General features: G+C 73.3%; 19 protein-coding genes. 12 read left to right on the top strand and 7 right to left on the bottom strand.

What is annotated here, in order from left to right; translation table 11 throughout:
* Positions 1–217: 217 nt before the first annotated feature.
* Positions 218–1,141 (bottom strand): alpha/beta hydrolase, encoded by a 924-nt coding sequence (locus NOSIN_RS07710; RefSeq protein WP_077693477.1) that lies wholly within the window; start codon positions 1,139–1,141, stop codon positions 218–220.
* Between the two features lie 75 nt (positions 1,142–1,216).
* Entirely contained in the window at positions 1,217–3,526 is a 2,310-nt protein-coding gene (locus tag NOSIN_RS07705; RefSeq protein ID WP_077690070.1) for a rhamnogalacturonan lyase, read from the bottom strand.
* 199 nt (positions 3,527–3,725) lie between these two features.
* Between NOSIN_RS07705 and NOSIN_RS07700 the strand changes: the two genes are divergently transcribed.
* On the top strand, positions 3,726–4,550 hold the full coding sequence (locus NOSIN_RS07700; protein WP_077690069.1) for a class I SAM-dependent methyltransferase: 825 nt from the start codon (positions 3,726–3,728) through the stop codon (positions 4,548–4,550).
* A gap of 340 nt (positions 4,551–4,890) precedes the next feature.
* Here the strand turns inward: NOSIN_RS07700 and NOSIN_RS07695 are convergent, their stop codons facing one another.
* A complete protein-coding gene (locus tag NOSIN_RS07695) occupies positions 4,891–5,883 on the bottom strand; it encodes a LacI family DNA-binding transcriptional regulator (protein WP_077693476.1) in 993 nt (330 codons plus the stop codon).
* Between the two features lie 205 nt (positions 5,884–6,088).
* Between NOSIN_RS07695 and NOSIN_RS07690 the strand changes: the two genes are divergently transcribed.
* The 10 genes from NOSIN_RS07690 (at position 6,089) to NOSIN_RS07645 (ending at position 15,055) form a co-directional block, all read left to right on the top strand.
* A complete protein-coding gene (locus tag NOSIN_RS07690; protein ID WP_077690068.1) occupies positions 6,089–7,375 on the top strand; it encodes an ABC transporter substrate-binding protein in 1,287 nt (428 codons plus the stop codon).
* Positions 7,372–8,394 (top strand): carbohydrate ABC transporter permease, encoded by a 1,023-nt coding sequence (locus NOSIN_RS07685; RefSeq protein WP_077690067.1) that lies wholly within the window; start codon positions 7,372–7,374, stop codon positions 8,392–8,394. Before NOSIN_RS07690 ends, NOSIN_RS07685 begins: the two co-directional genes overlap by 4 nt.
* The gene (locus tag NOSIN_RS07680) at positions 8,391–9,290 is read left to right on the top strand and encodes a carbohydrate ABC transporter permease (protein ID WP_077690066.1); all 900 of its coding nucleotides are present in this window, start codon (positions 8,391–8,393) and stop codon (positions 9,288–9,290) included. Before NOSIN_RS07685 ends, NOSIN_RS07680 begins: the two co-directional genes overlap by 4 nt.
* Before the next feature lie 157 nt (positions 9,291–9,447).
* The gene (gene ribA / locus NOSIN_RS07675) at positions 9,448–10,077 is read left to right on the top strand and encodes a GTP cyclohydrolase II (RefSeq protein WP_077690065.1); all 630 of its coding nucleotides are present in this window, start codon (positions 9,448–9,450) and stop codon (positions 10,075–10,077) included.
* A gap of 5 nt (positions 10,078–10,082) precedes the next feature.
* Positions 10,083–10,811, top strand: coding sequence for a CDP-alcohol phosphatidyltransferase family protein (locus tag NOSIN_RS07670; RefSeq protein ID WP_236743324.1), 729 nt, complete (start codon positions 10,083–10,085; stop codon positions 10,809–10,811).
* Entirely contained in the window at positions 10,808–11,788 is a 981-nt protein-coding gene (locus NOSIN_RS07665; protein ID WP_077690064.1) for a dehydrogenase, read from the top strand. Before NOSIN_RS07670 ends, NOSIN_RS07665 begins: the two co-directional genes overlap by 4 nt.
* Positions 11,789–11,824: 36 nt before the next feature.
* Positions 11,825–12,208 (top strand): 6-pyruvoyl trahydropterin synthase family protein, encoded by a 384-nt coding sequence (locus tag NOSIN_RS07660; protein WP_077690063.1) that lies wholly within the window; start codon positions 11,825–11,827, stop codon positions 12,206–12,208.
* The gene (locus NOSIN_RS07655) at positions 12,205–13,278 is read left to right on the top strand and encodes a glycosyltransferase family 4 protein (RefSeq protein ID WP_077690062.1); all 1,074 of its coding nucleotides are present in this window, start codon (positions 12,205–12,207) and stop codon (positions 13,276–13,278) included. The genes NOSIN_RS07660 and NOSIN_RS07655 overlap by 4 nt, the downstream gene beginning before the upstream one ends.
* Entirely contained in the window at positions 13,275–14,063 is a 789-nt protein-coding gene (locus tag NOSIN_RS07650) for a class I SAM-dependent methyltransferase (RefSeq protein WP_077690061.1), read from the top strand. The genes NOSIN_RS07655 and NOSIN_RS07650 overlap by 4 nt, the downstream gene beginning before the upstream one ends.
* Positions 14,060–15,055 carry a lysylphosphatidylglycerol synthase transmembrane domain-containing protein gene (locus tag NOSIN_RS07645; RefSeq protein WP_236743323.1) on the top strand — a complete coding sequence of 332 codons (996 nt, stop codon included), beginning with the start codon at positions 14,060–14,062 and terminating at the stop codon, positions 15,053–15,055. The genes NOSIN_RS07650 and NOSIN_RS07645 overlap by 4 nt, the downstream gene beginning before the upstream one ends.
* A 238-nt stretch (positions 15,056–15,293) precedes the next feature.
* On the opposite strand, the gene NOSIN_RS07640 is transcribed toward NOSIN_RS07645, so the two are convergent.
* Complete coding sequence (locus tag NOSIN_RS07640; RefSeq protein ID WP_077693473.1) at positions 15,294–15,920, bottom strand: VOC family protein; 627 nt, start codon at positions 15,918–15,920, stop codon at positions 15,294–15,296.
* Between the two features lie 420 nt (positions 15,921–16,340).
* Positions 16,341–16,940 carry a CGNR zinc finger domain-containing protein gene (locus NOSIN_RS07635; RefSeq protein WP_077690060.1) on the bottom strand — a complete coding sequence of 200 codons (600 nt, stop codon included), beginning with the start codon at positions 16,938–16,940 and terminating at the stop codon, positions 16,341–16,343.
* Between the two features lie 85 nt (positions 16,941–17,025).
* Between NOSIN_RS07635 and NOSIN_RS07630 the strand changes: the two genes are divergently transcribed.
* Positions 17,026–17,808 (top strand): MBL fold metallo-hydrolase, encoded by a 783-nt coding sequence (locus NOSIN_RS07630; RefSeq protein WP_077690059.1) that lies wholly within the window; start codon positions 17,026–17,028, stop codon positions 17,806–17,808.
* Between the two features lie 143 nt (positions 17,809–17,951).
* Here the strand turns inward: NOSIN_RS07630 and NOSIN_RS07625 are convergent, their stop codons facing one another.
* On the bottom strand, positions 17,952–18,665 hold the full coding sequence (locus NOSIN_RS07625; RefSeq protein ID WP_077690058.1) for a creatininase family protein: 714 nt from the start codon (positions 18,663–18,665) through the stop codon (positions 17,952–17,954).
* A gap of 65 nt (positions 18,666–18,730) precedes the next feature.
* Complete coding sequence (locus NOSIN_RS07620) at positions 18,731–19,321, bottom strand: TetR/AcrR family transcriptional regulator (protein ID WP_206057611.1); 591 nt, start codon at positions 19,319–19,321, stop codon at positions 18,731–18,733.
* Positions 19,322–19,365 lie beyond the last annotated feature (44 nt).

Genomic DNA, 19,365 nt, shown 5'->3' with positions numbered 1-19,365 from the left:
AAAGGACAGCCATGGGGAACCGGTGCCCTAACGGAGCGCGTGGTCGGCGTCCCGTCACCGGGCACGGATCACCCAGGGTGTTCACCGCGGGTTTCGGCCGGAGTACACGGCGGGCGGCGGCGGCCCACGCTTCCGAGGCCGGGACGCGGACCGGAAGGCGCCCCGGCCGCGGACGCGGCCGGCCGGGGTCAGCGGATCCGCACGGTCCGAGCGGGTCCTAGGCCGCCGGTCCGGTCGCCCGTGCGAGGTGTCCCGCGATCACGCGGTAGGTCTCCCGCGCCGCGTCGTCGTGGCCCACGTCGTACCCGTGGTCGCGGCCGCGCACCTCGTGGAGCGCGACGAGCGCGCCGACCCGTTCGAGCCGCTCGGCGTACCGGACCCCCTCCTCGCGGAGGACGTCGTGTTCGGCGACGACGACCACGGCGGGGGCGATACCGGTGAGGTCGGCCGTGTCGGTCGGCGCCGCCGGGGAGGCCAGCCGGTCCCGGCCCGCCTCCGGGCCGGGGAGGTAGCAGGTGCTGAAGACCTCTCCCATCCAGGGCCGCAGCATGGGCCGGGCGACGGGCGAGGGCTTGTCCTCCGTCCGGACCGTCAGGTCCAGCGACGGGTAGTGCAGCACCTGCAGCGTGACCAGGGACCCGCCGCCCTCCAGGTCCAGCCGCGCGGCCGCCGCGGCCAGGGATCCGCCCGCGCTCTGCCCGCCGACGGTCAGCCGGGTCCCGTCCCAGCCGTGGTCCCCGCCGTGGGCCGCCGCCCACCGCACGACCTCGTACGCCTGGTGGGGCGGTGTCGGGAACGGGTGCTGCGGGGCGACCGCGTAGTCCACGTTCAGCACGACGGCCCCGGCCTCGGCCGCCAGCACACGGCACAGCGGGTCGTCCATGTCCGTCCAGCCCAGCACGAAGCCCCCGCCGTGCAGGTTGACGTGCACCGCCGGGGTCCGAGGGCCGGGCTCGGGGCGGTGGACGGTGACGCGCGCCGGTCCGTGCGAGGTGGGCACGGTGAGCGACCCGGCCCTTCGCGGATACTCGGGGAGCCGCGCGTGGGCGCGCCGGGTCGCACGTCCCGCGGCCAGCGCCATGCCCGCCTGCATCGAACGGGCCACCAGGCGCGCCACCCGCGGTCGCCTCATGAACGTCATGGCGCGCACGGTACCGGCGGCGCCGTTCGGAGACGACGGGGTCCCGGGCGGCACCCGCCGCCCGGGACCGCTCCCCTACCGCGTCGTCGGGTACCGGGCCTCGGGGACCTCCACCCGCGACCAGTCGGTGTCCGAGCCCAGGTGGAAGCTCGGGTAGGCCGGCTGGTTGTAGCCGCTCTGCTGCCCGGCCACGCCCACCCGGTACTGCGGGTCGTGCATGAGGGTGTGCAGCTTGCGGTCGGTCACCTCGGTGCTGGTGAGGACGCGCAGTGCCGTACTGTCCTCGGTGCGCACGACCAGCTCCTCGCGCCAGTCGCCGAGCACGTCCGCGACCAGGGCGGGGTTGCCCTTCGTGCCGTTGTTGGTGTGGGTGCCCTCGGCGGTGAGCAGGGTGCCGCGGCTCCAGTCCCGGATCCTCGGATCCCGCGTCCCCTCGACGATCTGGGTGGTCATGTCCGCGGCCCAGCGGATGCTCATGTTCGTGCCGGGGGTCCGGTCACCGAGGAACTCGCCGTCGGCGCTCCACAGGCCCGCCTCGACGTCGTCGCCGGGCGGCATCGAGGACCAGACCTCCAGTCCGGGGACGTCCGGGTCGATGTCGCCGGCCATGCCCCGGCCGGTGTCCGTGCCGGTGTACCCGCCGAAGAGCACCTCTCCGGTGGCGGCGTCGCGCATCGCGAACCCGTAGGGCACGCTCGCGGAGCCCTCGTGCACGGTCCAGGCCTCCAGGCCGTCCCGCCCGGGGTCGAGGTCGCCCACGTGCATCGCGTCGCCGTGGCCGAGCTTGACGTACTCTCCCGCGACGTCGCTCTCGGGGGGACCGTGGTCGTGGGAGGAGTAGAGCAGGGAGCCGTCGTCGTCCAGCGTCGCGGCGCCGTAGACGATCTCCTGGCGGCCGTCGCCGTCCACGTCGGCCGCGCTGAAGGAGTGGAAGCCCTGGCCGGCCAGCGTTCCCGTCTCGGGATCGGTGCCGTCGCCGCCGTGCGGGGAGGCGTTGAACGGGTTGTCCATCGGCACGTGCCCGCTGTCCGCGGTCCAGCGCTCGCGAATGGACTCGCCGTCGAAGTCGTAGGCCGCCACGGCCGCGCGCGTGTAGTAGCCCCGGGCGAACACCGCCGACGGGCTGGTGCCGTCCAGGTAGGCCACGCCGGACAGGAACCGGTCCACCCGGTTGCCCGGCTCGATGCGCGACATGGCGTAGTCGCCCCACATGAGGCCGTCGTCGCCGCGTCCCGGCTCGTAGCGGACGGTGTCCAGCTCCGCGCCGGTCTCGCCGTCGAACACCGTCAGGTACTCGGGTCCGCTCAGGACGAAGCCCTCGAAACCACGCAGGTCGTTCCTTCCACTGCGCGAGGGCGCGTACTCGTCGATGAAGAAGTCGGCGAGGGACTCGGCGTCCTCCCGGCTCAGCGGGTAGTCGTGGCGCGGCTCCTCGCCGAAGGCCTCCTCCAGGGTCCGCGGCCAGTTCCCGGCCACGACCTCGGGGTGCTCGTGCCAGCCCAGGAACATCTCCACGACGTGCTCGCGGTAGTCCTCGGCGCTCATCCGGTAGTCGTCGCCGTGCCCGTACCCGGCCTCGACGTCCTCCTCCGGCATGGTCACGTAGTCCTCGGACACCTCGCCGTCCTCGCCGAAGGCCAGCGACCTGCTGCCCGGGGCGGTCTTGAGCATCAGCTCCGAGCGGCCGTCACCGTCGAGGTCGTAGACCAGGAACTGCGTGTAGTGCGCGCCCGAGCGGATGTTCACACCCAGGTCGACGCGGTGCAGCAGCTCGCCCTCCTGGGTGTAGGTGTCCACGTAGGTGTTGCCGGTGTACCCCTTCTGGGAGACGTCCTTGGAGTTGGTGGGGTCCCACTTGACGACGAACTCGTAGCGGCCGTCCCCGTCCACGTCGCCGACGCTCACGTCGTTGGCGGTGTACTCGTACTCCTCCCCCGCCGGGGTCGTTCCGCCCTCGGGCTTTCGCAGGGGCAGGTCGCGGTGGCCCTCGGCCCACACGGCCGTCTCTCCTGCGGGTCCGGTTCCGGGCCTGCCCCGGGGCACCGGAACGACCCTGTACTCGGAGCCCTCCGTGCCCTCCTCGTCCAGGAAGCTGGTGCTGTCCCCGACTGTGCCGACGACCTTCCCGTCCCGGTACACCCGGAACTTCGTGCCCCTGAGCCCCGAGTCCGTGTGACCGGTGACCTCGGAGGCCAGCAGACGCCAGCTCAGGAAAACGCCTTCCTCCACATCGACCGCGACCAGGCCCCGGTCCAGTCGCTCCAACTGGATTTGCGGCTCCTCGCGCGGCTCGGCCAGCGCGGTGGTGCTCGCCGCCATCAGCACCGCGCATACGCCTGCTACCAGCGGACTCGTTCTCAGGACGAAACGTGGGGGGATGCCCATGGATACGCCTCCTCTACGGCTGGGGGGTGGCCCACCCTATAAGGCAAGCGCTTTCCAGCCAAGACTCCTACGCACCCCGGCTTTCCGGGGGGAAGGGCCCGGTCACGGTGGACACGTACACGGAACCCGCCGTGGCGGGGCGGAGCGCCGCGTGAAAACGGCTTGCCGGCACGGTACGTCCTGTTCCTAGGATGCCGGTATGAGCGACGCCGACAGCACCGCGGACCTTGTCGAGGGCAACCACCGGCACTGGGACGAGCGGGTTGCGATCCACACCAGGAGCCCCTTCTACGACCTCGACGGGTTCCGCGCCGGCGCCGAGCCCCTGGACCGCTTCCAGCTCGACGAACTCGGTGACGTCACCGGCCTCGACCTGGTCCACCTTCAGTGCCACATCGGCCTGGACACCCTGTCCTGGGCGCGCCACGGCGCCCGCGTCAGCGGTCTGGACTTCTCCGAGGCGGCCGTCCGGGCCGCGTCCGGCCTCGCCGCCGACATCGGCCTGGACCACAGGGCCCGGTTCGTCGCCGCCGACGTCCACGACGCCGTCGACGTGTTCGGCGCGGGCGCGTTCGACGTCGTCTACACCGGCACGGGCGCACTGATGTGGCTACCCGACATCGAACGCTGGGCCCGCACCGCGGCCGGCCTGCTGCGCCCGGGCGGGCGGCTCTACCTGGCCGAGTTCCATCCGCTGGCCGACGTCCTGGACGACGGCGACGGTGTCACCGCCGTGCACGACTACTTCGCCCGCGGAGCGCGCACCTACGAGGTGTCGGGCTCCTACGCCGACTGGGAGGCCGAGACCACGCACAACACCGCCACCGAGTGGCACCACACCCTCGGCGACGTCATCAGCGCCGTCGCCGGGGCCGGGTTGCGCATCGAGTTCGTCCACGAACACGGGACGATCGCGTTCCGGCGCTGCGACGCCCTCGTCGCCGACGGCGGGCGTTTCCGCTATCCCGACCGGTCCGCGCGCCTGCCGCTGACGTACTCGCTGGCCGCCTCAGCGCCCTCCTAGACCCCCGTCTCCGGCCGCGTCCGGGTCCGCGTGCAGGGCGCACGGCTCCGGCGGCGGGAGGCTCCCGCGAGGAGAGGCCCCGACCGTTTCGGCGGCCCGGGACGGACTCACCTGGGGCCGCCCCTCGGGGAGGACATCCACCACCACGTGCGGGCCTCCCCGTCGCGCGCCCGGCCGAGCACGACGCGTACCGGCGGCCGCCCCTCTCCGCCGCCTCGCAGGAGCTGTCGGCGAGGGATCGGGCAGGAACCGCTCCCCGACCCGCCCGCGGCCGGCGCCCGGGCGTCGTTCCTCCGGCGCCCGGGCCGCGCTCTCCACCCGAAGCGAACCGCGTCAGGGCTCAGCCGGTGAGCGGCTGGGCGCTGCTGCCCCGCACCACCAGGTCGGTCGCCAGGTCCAGGCGCAGGTTGGCGGGGGTGGCCCCGCGGGCCAGTGTGAGCGCCATCCGGGTGGCCTCCTCGGCCATCTCGGTGAGCGGCTGTCGCACGGTGGTCAGCGGCGGACCCATCCAGCGGGCCACCGGCAGGTCGTCGTAGCCGACCACGCTGAGGTCCTCGGGAATGCGTACCCCCAGCTCACGGGCGGCCTCGTACAGTCCCATAGCCTGTAGGTCGTTGCCCGCGAAGATCGCCGTGGGCGGATCGTCCAGCCGCAGCAGCTCCCGTCCCCGGTCGCGGCCGCTCTCGACGTGGAAGTCGCCGTAGCGGATCAGGGCGGGGTCCGGTGTCAGGCCGGCGGAGTCCAGCGCCGATGAGTAACCGTCTATGCGGGCCTTGCTGCACAGCACGTGCCGGGGCCCGCCGATCACCCCGATGCGCCGGTGCCCGAGTTCGAGGAGGTGACGGGTCGCGACCAGGCCCCCGTTCCAGTTGGCCGACCCCACGGAGGGCATCTTGGGGCCCGGATCGCCCGCCGGATCGACCACGACGAAGGGGATGCCGCGTGCGGTCAGGCGTGTGCGCTGCTCGGGCGCCAGGTCGGAGAAGACCAGGATCGCGGCGGTGGACTGGCGGGCGAGCACGGCGTCGACCCAGTCGTCGCGCGGGGTCTGGGCGCCTCCGGACTCGGTCAGCACGACGCTGAGGCCCTCGGCGCGCGCCACGCTCTCCACCCCGCGGATGACCTCGACCGCCCAGGCGCTGTCCAGCTCGTGGAAGACCAGGTCGATCATGGAGGACCGGCCCCCGCCGGGGCCCCGGCGGCGCCGGTAGCCGTGGCGGCGGATCAGTTCCTCCACGCGTGCCCTGGTGTCGCTGGCCACGTCGGCCCGCCCGTTGAGCACCTTGGAGACCGTCGGCACCGAGACGCCGGCGGCTTCCGCAATTTTCGAGATGGTGACCGGCTCCGAGAAGGTCGTTCGCGCGGAGTCGGGGGTCGGGTCTGCACTCACGATGCCTGATCCTACGCGGTCGTGGGCGTGCTGTGGGAACCCAGGTGACCCACCTCTCACTTGCCTATTGACGCCCCACGTCACGCCGCGTACATTCGGGCGCAAATATTTCGAAATACTTCCCGATAGTTTCGAAAGAGGAGTGGCCATGAGAACCCCCCGCCTAGGCTCCGTCGCTGGAGCGACGGCGCTCTGTCTGCTCGCCGCCACCGCCTGTTCAGGCGGCGGTGGCGGTGGCGGCGGCGACGACCAGATGCACGTGTGGATGTACCAGGACACACTGGTCGTCGTGCAGGAGGGCGCCGTCGAACGATTCAACGAGGCCTCCGAGACCGAGGCCGTCATCGACGAGGTGCCCGGCGACAACTACGAGGAGCGCCTGCGCACCGCGATGGGCTCCAGCGAGCGGCCCGACGTGTTCTTCAACTGGGGCGGGGGCAGCATCGAGCCCTACGTCGAACAGGACATGCTCCAGCCCCTGGACGACATGCTGGCGGACAACCCCGAGTTCGCCGAGTCCTTCATCCCCTCCATCCTGGAGGCGGGCCAGGTGAACGGCGTCCAGTACGGCATCCCGCTGCGCGGCACCCAGCCGGTCATCCTCTTCTACAACGAGACGGTGTTCGAGGAGGCCGGTGTCGAGCCCCCCGAGACCTGGGAGGACATCCTGGGCCTGGTCGACACCTTCAAGGAGGAGGGCGTCACCCCCTTCGCCCTCGCCGGGGCCGACCCCTGGACCGAGCAGATGTGGCTCCAGTACCTCGTGGACCGCATCGGCGGGCCCGAGGTGTTCGCCGAGATCGTGGAGTCCAAGGGCGCCGAGGGCTGGGACGACCCCGCCGTCCTGGAGGCCGCCCAGATGGTCCGGGAACTGGTGGACAGCGGCGCGTTCGGTGACTCCTACGCCTCGGTGAGCTACACCGAGGGCGCGGCCTCCACCCTGCTCTCCGAGGGCAGGGCCGCCATGCACCTGATGGGCTCGTGGGAGTACTCCACCATCCTTGACCAGGACGAGGAGTTCGCACAGGAGAACCTGGGGTACGTGGAGTTCCCGCCGATCGAGGGCGGCGAGGGCGACCCCGACAACGTGGTCGGCAACCCGACCAACTTCTTCTCGGTGACCGCCGAGACCGAGCACATGGACGCGGCGCTGGAGTTCCTGACGTACACCTCGGAGGAGGAGTACGTGGCCGACATGGTCGCGAACGGCGAGGTGCCCACCACCGTCAACGCCGAGGAGGCCGTGGCCGACAGCCCCAGCCCGGACTTCGCCACCTTCCAGTACGAAATGGTGCGCGACGCGCCGCACTTCCAGCTCTCCTGGGACCAGGCGCTGCCGCCGGACGTGGCCACGCCGATGGTCACCGAGATCGAGTCGCTGTTCAACGGCCAGAGCACGCCCGAGCAGTTCGTCGACGCACTGGCGGCCCTGTGACCGGCCGCTCCAGCAGCCAGGCGACCGGTGGCACCATGACCGGTGACCCGGCGGCCGAAGGTTCCGGGGCGGGCGGCCGCCCGCCCCGGGGCCCCCGGCCCGACGGTCCGCGCGGCGGCTCCGCCGCGCGGGCCGCCGTCCCCCGCACAGGGCGGCCGGGTCCGCTGTGGGCCGTCCCCGGGCTGCTGTACTTCGCGTTCTTCGCGGCCCTGCCGATGGTGCTGGTGGCCTACCTGTCCCTGACCGAGTGGGGCGGGCTGGGCACACCCCGCTTCGTCGGTATGGAGAACTGGTCGCGCCTGACCGCCGACCCCCTGATGCGCAAGGCCGTGGGGCTGAGCCTGCTGCTGACCGTGCTCTCCTGGGCGGTCCAGACCCCCATCAGCCTGCTGCTGGGCGTCTGGGCGGCCGGCCGACAGCGCAGCCGCGCGGTGCTCTCGGCGATCTTCTTCCTGCCCCTGCTGCTCTCCTCGGCGGCGATCGCGCTCATCTGGCGGGCCCTGTTGGACCCCAACTTCGGGCCGCTGGCCTGGCTGGGCCCGCGCCTGGGCCTGGGGTCGGTGGACGTGCTGGGCGGGACGAACAGCGCGTTCCTGGTGATCGTGTTCGTCAGCGCGTGGCAGTTCATCCCGTTGCACATGCTGCTCTACCAGGGCGGCGCCCGGCAGATCCCGCCGTCGCTGTACCAGGCGGCGGAGATCGACGGTGCGGGACGGCTGCTGGCGTTCTGGCACATCACGCTGCCGCAGTTGCGGCACACCGTCACCACGTCGTCGGTGCTGATGGTGGTGGGCTCGCTGACCTACTTCGACACCGTGCTCATCATGACCGGTGGCGGCCCCGGAACCAGTACCACCATCGTCCCGTTCCTGATGTACCGGGCCGGGTTCGAGAGCTGGGAACTGGGATACGCCAGCACCATCGCGTTCACGCTGGTACTGGTGGCGACGGTGGTCTCCCTGCTGATGGTCCGCTTCACCGGCTTCGGCAACATGCGCAGTACCCGGGAGGGAATGTGAGCGTCCATACGGCCGAGAGGCCCACCTCCCAGCAGCGTCCCGGTGGTCGGCGCCCCGCCGCCCTGCGGTGGCGTGCGGGCCGCCAGCGTCCCAACGTCCTGGGCTGGCTGGGAGCGCTGGTGTGGCTGGCCATCGTGGGGGTGCCGCTGTACGCGCTGCTCGTGGCCACGGTGCAGCGCTCGGAGAACTACACCGCCGAGGGGCCGCTCACCCCGCCCTCGGACCCGACCCTGGACAACTACGTCAAGGCGGTCGAGAACGGGGTCCTGGGATTCGTGCTCAACACCGCGGTCGTCACCGTCGCGGTGGTGGCGATCGTGCTGGTGCTCGCCGCCATGACCGGGTTCGCCGTGGTGCGCTCGCGCACCCGGTGGACCTCGGGAGTGTTCCGGCTGTTCCTGCTGGGGCTGGCGATCCCGTCCCAGGCGGTGATCATCCCGGTGTACCTGATCATCCTCGAACTGGGGCTGTACGACACACTGACCGCCATCGTGCTGCCCACGGCGGCGTTCGCGCTGCCGGTGTGCGTGCTGATCCTGGTGGGGTCGATGCGCGACATCTCCGAGGAGCTGTACGAGGCGATGGCCCTGGACGGCGCGGGTTCGGTGCGCACCTTCCTCCAGCTGGTGGTGCCGCTGTCGCGGTCCGGACTGAGCACCATCGGCGTGTACGCCGCGCTCCAGGCCTGGAACGGGTTCCTGTTCCCGCTGATCCTCACCCAGTCCATGGAGAGCCGGGTGATCACCATGGGTCTGTACGAGTTCCAGGGCGAGTACCGCGTGGACGTGCCCGGCCTGCTGACCGCGGTGGTGCTGGCGACCGTGCCGCTCTTCATCGTGTACCTGTTCGCACGCCGCTCCCTGGTGCAGGGGATGATGGGGGTCGGCGGCAAGTAGCTCCTCCGGCGGCCCCTCCCGTCCGGAGGCCGCGGCCGCACGCGCCTCCCCACGGCGCCCTCCTCCCCTCCCGGTGCCCCGCCCCCTGGTTTCACTCCCCCAGGGGCGGGGCACCGGGCGTGTGTGGCCGCTGCCGCGCGGTGGAACGAGGGGACGTATGAGCGAACACAGCATGGATCCGGCTTCCGTGGCGGAGTCGGAGCTGGCCACCCGGCGGGGGACGTTCCGCGCGGTGGCCTTCCGGGACCCGGTGGACGACCAGGAACACGTGGCCCTGGTGTTCGGCGAGGTCCTCGGCTTCGAGGAGGTGCTGGTCCGTGCGCACTCGGAGTGCCTGACCGGGGACGCCTTCGGAGCACTGCGCTGCGAGTGCGGCGACCAGCTGGGGGCCGCACTGGACGCGATCGTGCGCGAGGGACGGGGCGTGCTGGTCTACCTGCGCGGCCACGAGGGCCGGGGCATCGGCCTGGTGGCCAAGGTGCGCACGCTCGCCCTACAGGACCGGCTCGGCCTGGACACCGTGGACTCGGCGACCGAGCTGGGACTGCCGGTGGACGTGCGCGACTACGGCCCGGCGGCGCGGGTGCTGCTGTACCTGGGGGTGCGGTCGGTGCGGTTGATGTCGAACAATCCCGACAAGGCACGTGCCCTGGACGAGTACGGGATCAAGGTCATGGGGCGGGTCCCCCTGCTGATGCCCGCCCGCGCGGAGAACCTGGCCTACCTGACCGCCAAGCGCGACCGCCTGGGGCACGACCTGCCGCACCTGGACGAGACACTCGGTTGAACGCCGTGGGCGGGCGACCGGCCCTGGCCGCCGGCGCGTGCGCGCAGGTGGCGGTACTGGTGGTACTCACGGTGACCGCGGACCTGGGAACGGCCGGCTGGGCGGCGGGAACCGCCTACCTGCTGACGGGGGCGGCGGTGCTGGCATGGGCGATGCGTCGCGCGGGCCACGACGCCCTGGGCCCCGCCGACCTGGTGACACTGGTGCGGTCGGTGCTCATCGGCGCGGTGACCGCGCTGGTGGCCGACGGCGGTCCCGTGTGGCCGGTGGTGGTGCTGGCGTCGCTGGCGCTGGCGCTGGACCTGGTCGACGGGCCGGTGGCGCGAAGGACCCGGACCGAGTCGTCCTTCGGCGCGAGGTTCGACATGGAGGCCGACGCGTTCCTGATCCTGGTGCTGAGCGTGCAGACGGCGTTCACGCTGGGGCCGTGGGTGGCGGTGATCGGTGTGACGCGGTACGTGTTCGTGCTCGCCGGATACGCGGCCCCGTGGCTGCGGGCGCCGCTGCCGCCGAGCCGGGCGCGCAAGGCGGTGGCCGCCGTCCAGGGGGTGGCCCTGGTGGCGGTCTCCGCCCGGGTACTCCCCCACTGGGGCTCGGCCGCCGTGGCGGCCGGGGCGCTGACCGTCCTGGGGTGGTCGTTCGGCCGCGACGCCGTGTACCTGTGGCGGAACCGCCGACCGGTGGGGCCCGCCGCACCGGCCACCGGCCGGGGAAGGGAGCAAGGAGGAGTATGAGTCGTACGGCACGGGCGTTCTGGGTGAGGTCACCGGGCGAGGGCGAGATCCGCGAGAGCGTACTGCCCGCCCCCGGGCGAGGGGAGGTCCTGGTCCGCACCCTGTACTCGGGGGTGAGCCGTGCCACCGAGGCCCTGGTCTTCGGCGGAGGCGTGCCGCCGAGCCAGTACGGGCTCATGCGGGCGCCCTTCCAGGAGGGGGAGTTCGACGGCGCGGTCAAGTACGGCTACCTCAGCGTCGGGGTGGTCGAGGAGGGGCCGCCCGACCTGGTGGGGCGCACGGTGTTCGCCCTGTACCCGCACCAGACGCGGTTCGTGCTCCCGAGGGAGTCGGTGCGGCCCGTACCCGAGGACGTCCCGGCGCGTCGGGCGGTGCTGGCCGGAGCGGTGGAGACGGCGGTGAACGCGCTGTGGGACGCCCCTCCCCTGCTGGGCGACCGGCTGACGGTGGTCGGCGCCGGAATGGTGGGCTGCTGCGTGGCGCGCCTGGCCGCCGGGGTTCCGGGAGTGCGGGTGCAACTGGTGGACGTGGACCCCGCGCGGGCGCGGGTCGCCGAGCGGCTCGGCGTGGAGTTCGCCCTGCCGGAGGAGGCCGGAAGCGAACGCGACCGGGTCTTCCACACCAGCGCCACCGAGGCCGGGCTGGCGCGTTCCCTGGAGCTGGTCGCGGCCGAGGGCGAGGTGGTCGAGCTGAGCTGGTACGGCGACCGGCGGGTCAGCGTACCGCTGGGCGAGTACTTCCACTCGCGCCGTCTGACCGTGCGCTCCAGCCAGGTCGGCACGGTCGCCCCCGCGCGCGGGGGCCGGCGCGGCCACGGCGACCGGCTCGACCTGGCCCTGGAACTGCTCGCCGATCCCGCCTTCGACATGCTCGTCACCGGTGAGAGCCCCTTCGAGGAACTGCCGTCGGTGATGCCGCGCCTGGCCGGGGGCAGCCTGCCCGCACTGTGCCACCTGATCGTCCATCCGCGGCCGTGAGCGTCCGCGACCGACCACCACCGAGGGAGCGCACTCGTGTACAGCGTCACCGTCCGCGACCACATCATGGTCGCCCACAGTTTCCGCGGCGAGGTGTTCGGCCCCGCCCAGGGGCTGCACGGGGCCACGTTCGTCGTGGACGCCACCTTCCGCCGCCGTGAACTGGACGAGGACAACATCGTGGTGGACATCGGCCTGGCCACACGGGAGCTGAAGGCCGTGCTCGCCGGACTCGACTACCGCAACCTGGACGAGGATCCCGACTTCGCCGGGGTGAACACCAGCACCGAGTTCCTGGCCGGGGTGATCGCGGACCGCCTGGTGGAGCGCCTCGACGCGCGGGCGCGCGGACTGGACGGGATCGCGGTGACCCTGCACGAGTCGCACGTGGCCTGGGCCGGCCACGAACGGGACCTGTGACCACGGTCGTCGTCGTACCACCGGACTCGGTGCCCAGCGGCGGCAACACCTACGACCGGCGCCTGGCCGGAGCGCTCACCGGGCTGGGACGGCCGGTGCGCCGGATCGTCGTCCACGGGGACTGGCCCCGCGCGGACGCCGGTGCCCGCGCCGGGCTCTCGCGCGTGCTGGCGGAGGTCCCCGACGGCGCGACGGCGGTCCTGGACGGACTCGTCGCCTGCGGCGTCCCCGAGGTCCTGCTCCCCCACGTGTCCAGGCTGCGGCTGGTGGTCCTGGTACACCTGCCGCTGGCCGAGGGAAACGGCCTGTCCCCCGAGGCCGCGCGCGACCTGGACGCCCGGGAGCGGCGGGTGCTGCGCGCGGCCGCGGCCGTGGTGGCCACCAGCCGGTGGTCGGCACGGCGGGTGGCCGGCCACCACGGGCTGGACCGGGTACACGTGGTCGAGCCGGGTGTGGACCCGGCGCCGCTCGCCCCCGGCGGGGACGGCACCCGGCTGCTGTGCGTGGCGTCGTTGACCCCGCGCAAGGGCCACGACCTGCTGCTGGCCGCGCTGGCCCGGCTGGATTCCCTGGAGTGGGAGTGCTCGTGCGTCGGTCCGGTCGGAGACCTGTCGGCCGACACGGGCGCGTCGGCCGCCTACGCCCGGTACCTGCGCGCCCTGTGCCGCGACCTCGGCCTCCAAGGCCGGGTGTCCTTTGCCGGCGAGCTCCGGGGAGAGGGGTTGTCCGCGGCCTACGCCCGCTCCGACCTGCTGGTGCTGCCCTCGCGCGGGGAGACCTACGGCATGGTCGTGACCGAGGCGCTGGCGCACGGCGTCCCTGTGGTGGCCGGCGAGGTGGGCGGTGTGCCCGAGGCCCTGGGCCGCGACCCCCGGGGGGAGCGGCCCGGCGTGCTCGTCCCGCCCGGGGACGCCTCCGCGCTGGCCGAGGCGCTGCGCCGCTGGCTGACCAGGGAGGACCTGCGTGGGCAACTGCGGTGTTCCGCCCGTCTGCGGCGGGAGGGATTGGCAGGATGGGAGCGGGCGGCACGGGACATGGCCGCCGTTCTGGACCATGGGGAGCCGCGTTGAGTACCACCGGGGTTCCGGCGTTCACGCCGGAGTGGCTGGCGCTTCGGGAGAACGCCGACGCCGAGGCGCGCGCCACGGAGCCGCCCACGCTCCTGTACGGACACGGGCGGGTGGTGGCCGACCTGGGGTGCGGGACGGGTGCGCTGGGGCGCTGGCTGGCGCCGCGCCTGCCCGGGCCGCAGCGCTGGGTGCTCTTCGACCGCGACCAGGCCCTGCTGGACCTGGCCCGGGACGCGGTGCCCGCCGCCGAGGTGGTCACACGGCGGCTCGACCTGGCCTCGCTGCGGGCCGCCGGCCTGCGCGAGGTCACTCTGGTGGTGGCCTCGGCACTGCTGGACCTGCTCACCCGCACGGAACTGGAGACACTCGCCGGGGCGGTCGCGGTGACGGGGTGCCCGGCACTGTTCTCGCTGTCGGTGTCGGGACGGGTGGACCTCTCCCCCGCCGACCCGCTCGACCGGGCCTTCTCCGAGGCCTTCAACGCCCACCAGCGGCGTGGGGGGCGCCTGGGCCCGGACGCCGCCGGGTTCGCCGCCACGGCCTTCGGGCACCTGGGCTACGGGGTGCGCACCTATCCGAGCCCGTGGCGGCTCGGTCGCGGTGAGGCGGAGCTGACGCGGGCCTGGCTGCGCGGCTGGGTGGGCGCGGCCGTGGACCAGGACCCGTCGCTGCCCGGCGCGGAGTACCTGGCGCGCCGCCTGGAGGAGTGTTCCCGGGGGAGGCTGGCGGCCGTGGTCCACCACACGGACCTGCTGGCGCTGCCCCGGCCGCCGGAGGTGCGGTGACCGGCGGTCGCACGCACCGTTGGTGGCCGCTGTGGGCGCGGACGCTGGCCGGGTTCGCCGTGCTGGCGGCCGTCGTGTGGTGGTACCCGCTGGAGGCCTTCACCGACGCGTTCGGGGTGGTCGGCCTCCCCGCGGTCGGGGCGGCCCTGGGCATCGGCGCGGTGACCACCGTGCTCTCGGCGGTCCGCTGGCTGACGGTGGCGCGCGGGGTGGGGCTGCGGCTGCCGCTGCGGCGCGCGGTCGCCGACTACTACCTGGCCGTGTTCCTCAACGCGGTGCTTCCCGCCGGGGTGCTCGGCGACGTGTACCGCGCGTTCAGCCACGGCCGCTACACCGGGGACATGGGCCGTGGCGTGCGCGCGGTGGTGCTGGAGCGCATGGCGGGGCAGGCGGTACTGGCCGCCACCGGGGCGGCGCTGCTGTTCGCCCTGCCCACCGCCCTGCTCGGTTTCGGGCTGCGCGCGGTCGGGGTGACGGCGGGGGTGGTCGGACTGGTCGCCCTGGTGGTCGCCGTCGGCCTGCGCGTGGGGCGGTCCCGCCGGCCCCGGTGGTGGCGCGCCCTGCGGGCGGCGGCCGCCGACGCCCGGGCGGGCCTGTTCGTACGCGGTCCCCGGGTGCTGCTGCTGTCGGCGGCCGCGCTGACCGGCTACGTGTCGATGTTCCTGGTCGCCGCCCGTCTGGCGGGGGTCACCGCGCCCGTGCTCCAGTTGGTGCCGCTGCTGGTCCTGGCCCTGCTGGCGATGAGTGTGCCGGTCAACGTCGGCGGCTGGGGGCCGCGCGAGGCGGTCACCGCCCTGGCCTTCGGTGTGGCGGGGCTGGGCTCGCGGGAGGGGCTGACGGTGTCGGTGGTCTACGGGCTCCTGGCCCTGGTCGCCGCCCTGCCCGGCGCGGTGGTCCTGCTGGTGCGGCTTGTCCGGCGCCGCAGGGTACCCCGCGAAGGATTCGGGGAGGACGGCGAGCAGGGGCCGGCCCGTGGCGGCCGTGGCCGATGAGGGACGACCGGCCCCCGAGGGGCGCAGGGAGCCGATCCCACGGTGAGCCCGTGGTCGCGCCCACCCGTGGTGTGGCCGGCGTTCTCCCCGCCCGGCCGGGATGGTCTCCCGTGCCCCCGTGCACCGCCACTGGTACGGCGCGTCAGCCGTTCCCGGCGAGGCGCGCGGGGACGGCGCGCGTTCGCGCGGAGTCCGCGGCCCGGGTCACGGGTCCGGGAACGCGGGCGGCGACGGCACCTCAGGATGCGGTCACCGGGGACACGGCCTCCCACACGAACCCGTCCGGGTCGGTGAAGGACCCGGCGTCGCCACCGAGCACGAGCCGGTGCGATCCGGTGCCCTCGGGCGAGACGCCGACGTCCTTGGCAAGGGCTCGGTGCCTGTACAGGGCCAGCTTGACGGGGCTCGGCCCGGTGGCGAACTCGACGTACGCACGGCCGAAGCTCCTCGCCACGCCGAGGCCGCGCTCGACGTAGAACCGCTTGCTCGCGGCCACGTCCGCCACCCCCAGCAGCAGCACGATCTCGTCGACGCGCCGGGTGTCGGGACCGGTGTCCTTCTTCGCCGACGTCGCGACCTTCCAGATGGCCCCGTCCGGAGCCCGTACGACACCGCCGTACCCCCAGAACGACTTCACGGCGGGCTTCAGCGGCGTGGCCCCGGCGCCGAGGGCGGAGCCGATGAGGCTGTCGACGGTGCCCGGCCGGGACACCGTGAGCGCCGTCGCGAACCCGCGGAAGCCGGCCGTGGGTGCCTGCGAGGCCCGAAAACGCACCTGCGTGTCCAGGCCGAAGGCGGCGGTGTAGAAGCGGTCGGCGGCCGTGGGGTCGGCCACGTCAAGGGTGATGGATTCGATGGTCGCCATGACCGTCACGCTAGGCGTGGCCCGATGGCCGGCGCTTCTTGATTCCTGACCGGTCCGGGCACCTGACCGGCCGCGCACGGCGAAGGCGGAAAGGGTCATCGGCACCTGTGGGGGCCGTTCTCCGAGATGCTGCCCGTCCGAAGCCCCCGGGGACCACCCGCCGCGCCCGGGTCATGCGGTACTCGTCCCCGAGCAGCTCGGGGACGAGTACGGCGCCGCCCCCGGCACCCTTCTGGTCCGATGAACGCGGGTCCCGGTCCCGCCGGGTGCGCCACACCCCCGGTCCGGACGGGGCGCGCCACCTCGCCCCGGAGGAAGCACCGCGCTGACGGGAGCAGGGACGGGACCCGGCCCCTGTCCACGCCCCGTACCCGCCCGCGCCGACGGACCCCGCCGAAGGCCCGGAGCACCGGGTGCGCGTCAGCTCCCCCCGGCCTGGGCCCGCCGGGCGTAGGCCCGAGCGGCGCGGGCCCGGTCGCCACAGCGGGTGGAGCACCAGTGCCGGCGGCCGTGGCGCAGCAGGTAGCGGTTGCAGGGGGTGGAACCACAGGCGGTCAGGCGCGCGGCGTCGGGGCCGGTGAGCAGGTCGGCGGCGTCGGAGGCGAGGGTCGCCAGGGCGTGGTCGACGATCTCGGTGACGGGGTGCGGCGTCACCCGGTAGGGACCGTCCTCGTCGTCCCACTGCAGCAGCGGGGCGGTGGGCACCTTGGTCAGCGCGTCGTTGACGGCCGTCAGAGCGGCGGGAAGGGCGGGAAGGGCCGCCACGTGCGAGGCGAACAGGGATCTGATCTGCTCGCGTAGCACGCGTAGCTGTGTGGCGCACATCTCCCGCATGCCGGCGTCGACCGGTGCCAGTCCCCGCTCGGTCAGCCATCGGTTGGCCTGCGCTGGGGCCGCGAGCAGATCCACTGAGCGCCCGCCGGGCAGGACGACCGCGCTGTTGGCGAGGTCGAGGGAGGGGTACTGCTCCGCCCCTGGCGCGGACGGCAGGTCAGGTTCTTCGGCCACGGTCTCGTCCATGGCTCTCATGGTACAAGTTGCCCCATCCGTGAGATACGGCTACCGTGCATCACGGTTGAGCCGTTCCTATCCGTGAGGTGTACTCATGTCCGTCGTAACCGAGCAGTTCCCCGTCCGCGTCTTCGGCGGCCCCACCGCCCTCTTCGAGTACGGCGGCCTGCGTTTCCTGACCGACCCGACCTTCGACGGCCCCGGCGACTACGGGGCGCCGGGCCGCCCGGGACTGACCAAGACCGCGCCCTCCGCCGGCACCCCCGCCGACCTCGGCCGCGTCGACGTGGTCCTGCTCTCCCACGACGAGCACTCCGACAACCTCGACCGCTCCGGGCGTGCCCTGCTCGCCGAGGTGCCCCTCACCCTGACGACCCCCGACGGCGAACGGCGCCTCGGTGGCAACGCCAGGGGGATGGCCGACTGGGCGACCACCGAGTTGGACCGGCCCGGCGGCGGCAGGGTCACCGTCACCGCGGTCCCCGCTCTGCACGGCCCCGGCTCGCGCGAGGAGGTCGAGCCGTTCACCGGCCAGGTCGTGGGCTTCGTCCTGACCGGTGAGGGCCTGCCCGCGGTCTACGTCAGCGGCGACAACGCCTCCCTCGAACTGGTCGGGCAGATCGCCGAGCGCTTCGCCCCGGTGGACACCGCCCTGCTGTTCGCTGGAGCCCCGAGGCTGCCCGCCCTCTTCGACGGCCGGCCCCTCGTCCTCGACAGTGCCCAGGCCGCCGAAGCCGCCCGCGTCCTGGGGGCCCGCCGCGTGGTTCCCGTCCACCACGACGGCTGGGCCCACTTCACCGAGGACGCCGACGACCTGGCCGCCGCCTTCACCGAGGCCGGCCTGGCCGACCTGTTGGACTGGGGACGGCGGGGCTGATCGCCGGTGGTCCCCTTCCGCCCTCCGCGGCGCTTCGCCGCGGAGGGCCTTCGCTCGGGCCCCGCGTCCCGTGTCCACCACGGACGGGACCGGCACGGTCGGCTCGGCGTCCGGGCAGCGCGGGACCGGCGGCCCGCGCCTCCTCACCCGTGCGGCTCGTCCAGCACCGCCAGGTACCCCGCGAAGGACTCCACGAGGGCGGCGAGCAGGGCCCGCCCCTTGGCGGCCGTGGCCAGTGAGGGCCGGCCGGCCACCCCCGAGGAGGTGTAGGGGGCCAGTCCCACGGTGAGCATGTGCTCGCGCGCGCCCGTGGTGTGGTCGGCGTGCTCGTACCCGGGCCGGACCAGGTCCGGGTGGGTGTGCAGGAGCACGGAGGTCTCCAGCTCCCCGGCGTGCATGTCGCGGTCGTTGTCGGTGGCCATCCCGGCGACGACCCGGGCGGCCTCCCAGTCGTGGGGGCCGGGGAAGAGCGCCATACGCCCGCCCGACTCCTGGACGAGGTTGGCCAGCACGTGGTTGCCGCCGTGGCCGTTGACCAGTACGAGCCGGGTGTCGCCGAGGGAGGCGGCGATGTCCCCGACGTACGCGTACAGGGTGGGCGCGGAGACGCTCACGGTCCCGGGCCAGGCGGCGTGCTCGTGGGAGCAGCCGACGGTGACCGGCGGCAGCGGTCGCAGCGGGTGGGCGTCGGCCAGGCTCCGGGCCAGGTCGCAGGCGATGACGGTGTCGGTGACCAGGGGAAGGTGGGGGCCGTGCTGTTCGAGGCTGCCCACCGGCAGCAGAGCCACCCGTGCGGCCCGCTCGCGCTCCTGTGCGCTGGTCGTCAACGGCAGCAGGGACAGTGTCAGGTCGTCCATGGGCACCAGTATTCCCACGGCTCCCGCCTCCAGCCTCCCGGTGCCGGGTCCGGGGCCGGGGCCGGTCAGCGGCCGAACGGCGCCTCGACCTCGTCCAGTGCCTCCTCCACGAACCTCAGCGGGTCCTGCGCCTCCTCCTCGTCGATCCACGTGTTCAGGCCCACGCGCAGGCCGGAGAGGAAGACGGCGACCAGCAGTTCGGGGCGTATCCCGTTCGGGCGGACCCGTCCGGCCAGGGCCTCCTCCAGGTCGCGGGCGAGCGTGGCGTGGTTGGTGAGCTGCCGGGCCAGGAGCGAGGGGTGCTTGCGGGCCAGGCGGGTGCGCAGGGCCCATCCGCGGTCGGGCCGGCAGTCCCAGGACACGTAGAGATCGCGTGCGGAGGCGCGCAGGGCGGTCCAGGCGCCCTCGTGTGCGGGGCGCTCGCGCAGCGCCCGCACCAGGGAGCGCGTGTAGAGCCGCTCGCCGTACAGGACCGCGTCCTCCTTGCAGGCGAAGTAGTTGGAGAATGTCCTCCGGGAGATGTTGGCGGCCTCGGCGATGGCCTCGACCGTGACCTGGTCGAATCCGTGCTCCACGGTGAGCCGCATGGCGGCGGTGTACACCGCTCGCCGGGTTTCGTCCTTTTTGCGTTCCCGTAGTCCCTGTGTCCTGTCCACGGTGCTATTCTACATGGAGTGCAAAAATGCCGACCCTGCATTTT

This window comes from Nocardiopsis sinuspersici, assembly GCF_001998325.1.
Taxonomy (GTDB): Bacteria; Actinomycetota; Actinomycetes; order Streptosporangiales; family Streptosporangiaceae; genus Nocardiopsis; species Nocardiopsis sinuspersici.
This window is presented reverse-complemented; position numbering and strand designations above follow the sequence as displayed.

What these genes read in the sequence shown, in the direction of transcription:
- NOSIN_RS07710 (WP_077693477.1), bottom strand. Translation starts at nt 1,141, where the DNA reads ATGACGTTCATGAGGCGACCGCGGGTGGCGCGCCTGGTGGCCCGTTCG.
- NOSIN_RS07705 (WP_077690070.1), bottom strand. Translation starts at nt 3,526, where the DNA reads ATGGGCATCCCCCCACGTTTCGTCCTGAGAACGAGTCCGCTGGTAGCA.
- NOSIN_RS07700 (WP_077690069.1), top strand. Translation starts at nt 3,726, where the DNA reads ATGAGCGACGCCGACAGCACCGCGGACCTTGTCGAGGGCAACCACCGG.
- NOSIN_RS07690 (WP_077690068.1), top strand. Translation starts at nt 6,089, where the DNA reads ATGAGAACCCCCCGCCTAGGCTCCGTCGCTGGAGCGACGGCGCTCTGT.
- ribA (WP_077690065.1), top strand. Translation starts at nt 9,448, where the DNA reads ATGAGCGAACACAGCATGGATCCGGCTTCCGTGGCGGAGTCGGAGCTG.
- NOSIN_RS07665 (WP_077690064.1), top strand. Translation starts at nt 10,808, where the DNA reads ATGAGTCGTACGGCACGGGCGTTCTGGGTGAGGTCACCGGGCGAGGGC.
- NOSIN_RS07640 (WP_077693473.1), bottom strand. Translation starts at nt 15,920, where the DNA reads ATGGCGACCATCGAATCCATCACCCTTGACGTGGCCGACCCCACGGCC.
- NOSIN_RS07635 (WP_077690060.1), bottom strand. Translation starts at nt 16,940, where the DNA reads ATGGACGAGACCGTGGCCGAAGAACCTGACCTGCCGTCCGCGCCAGGG.
- NOSIN_RS07630 (WP_077690059.1), top strand. Translation starts at nt 17,026, where the DNA reads ATGTCCGTCGTAACCGAGCAGTTCCCCGTCCGCGTCTTCGGCGGCCCC.
- NOSIN_RS07625 (WP_077690058.1), bottom strand. Translation starts at nt 18,665, where the DNA reads ATGGACGACCTGACACTGTCCCTGCTGCCGTTGACGACCAGCGCACAG.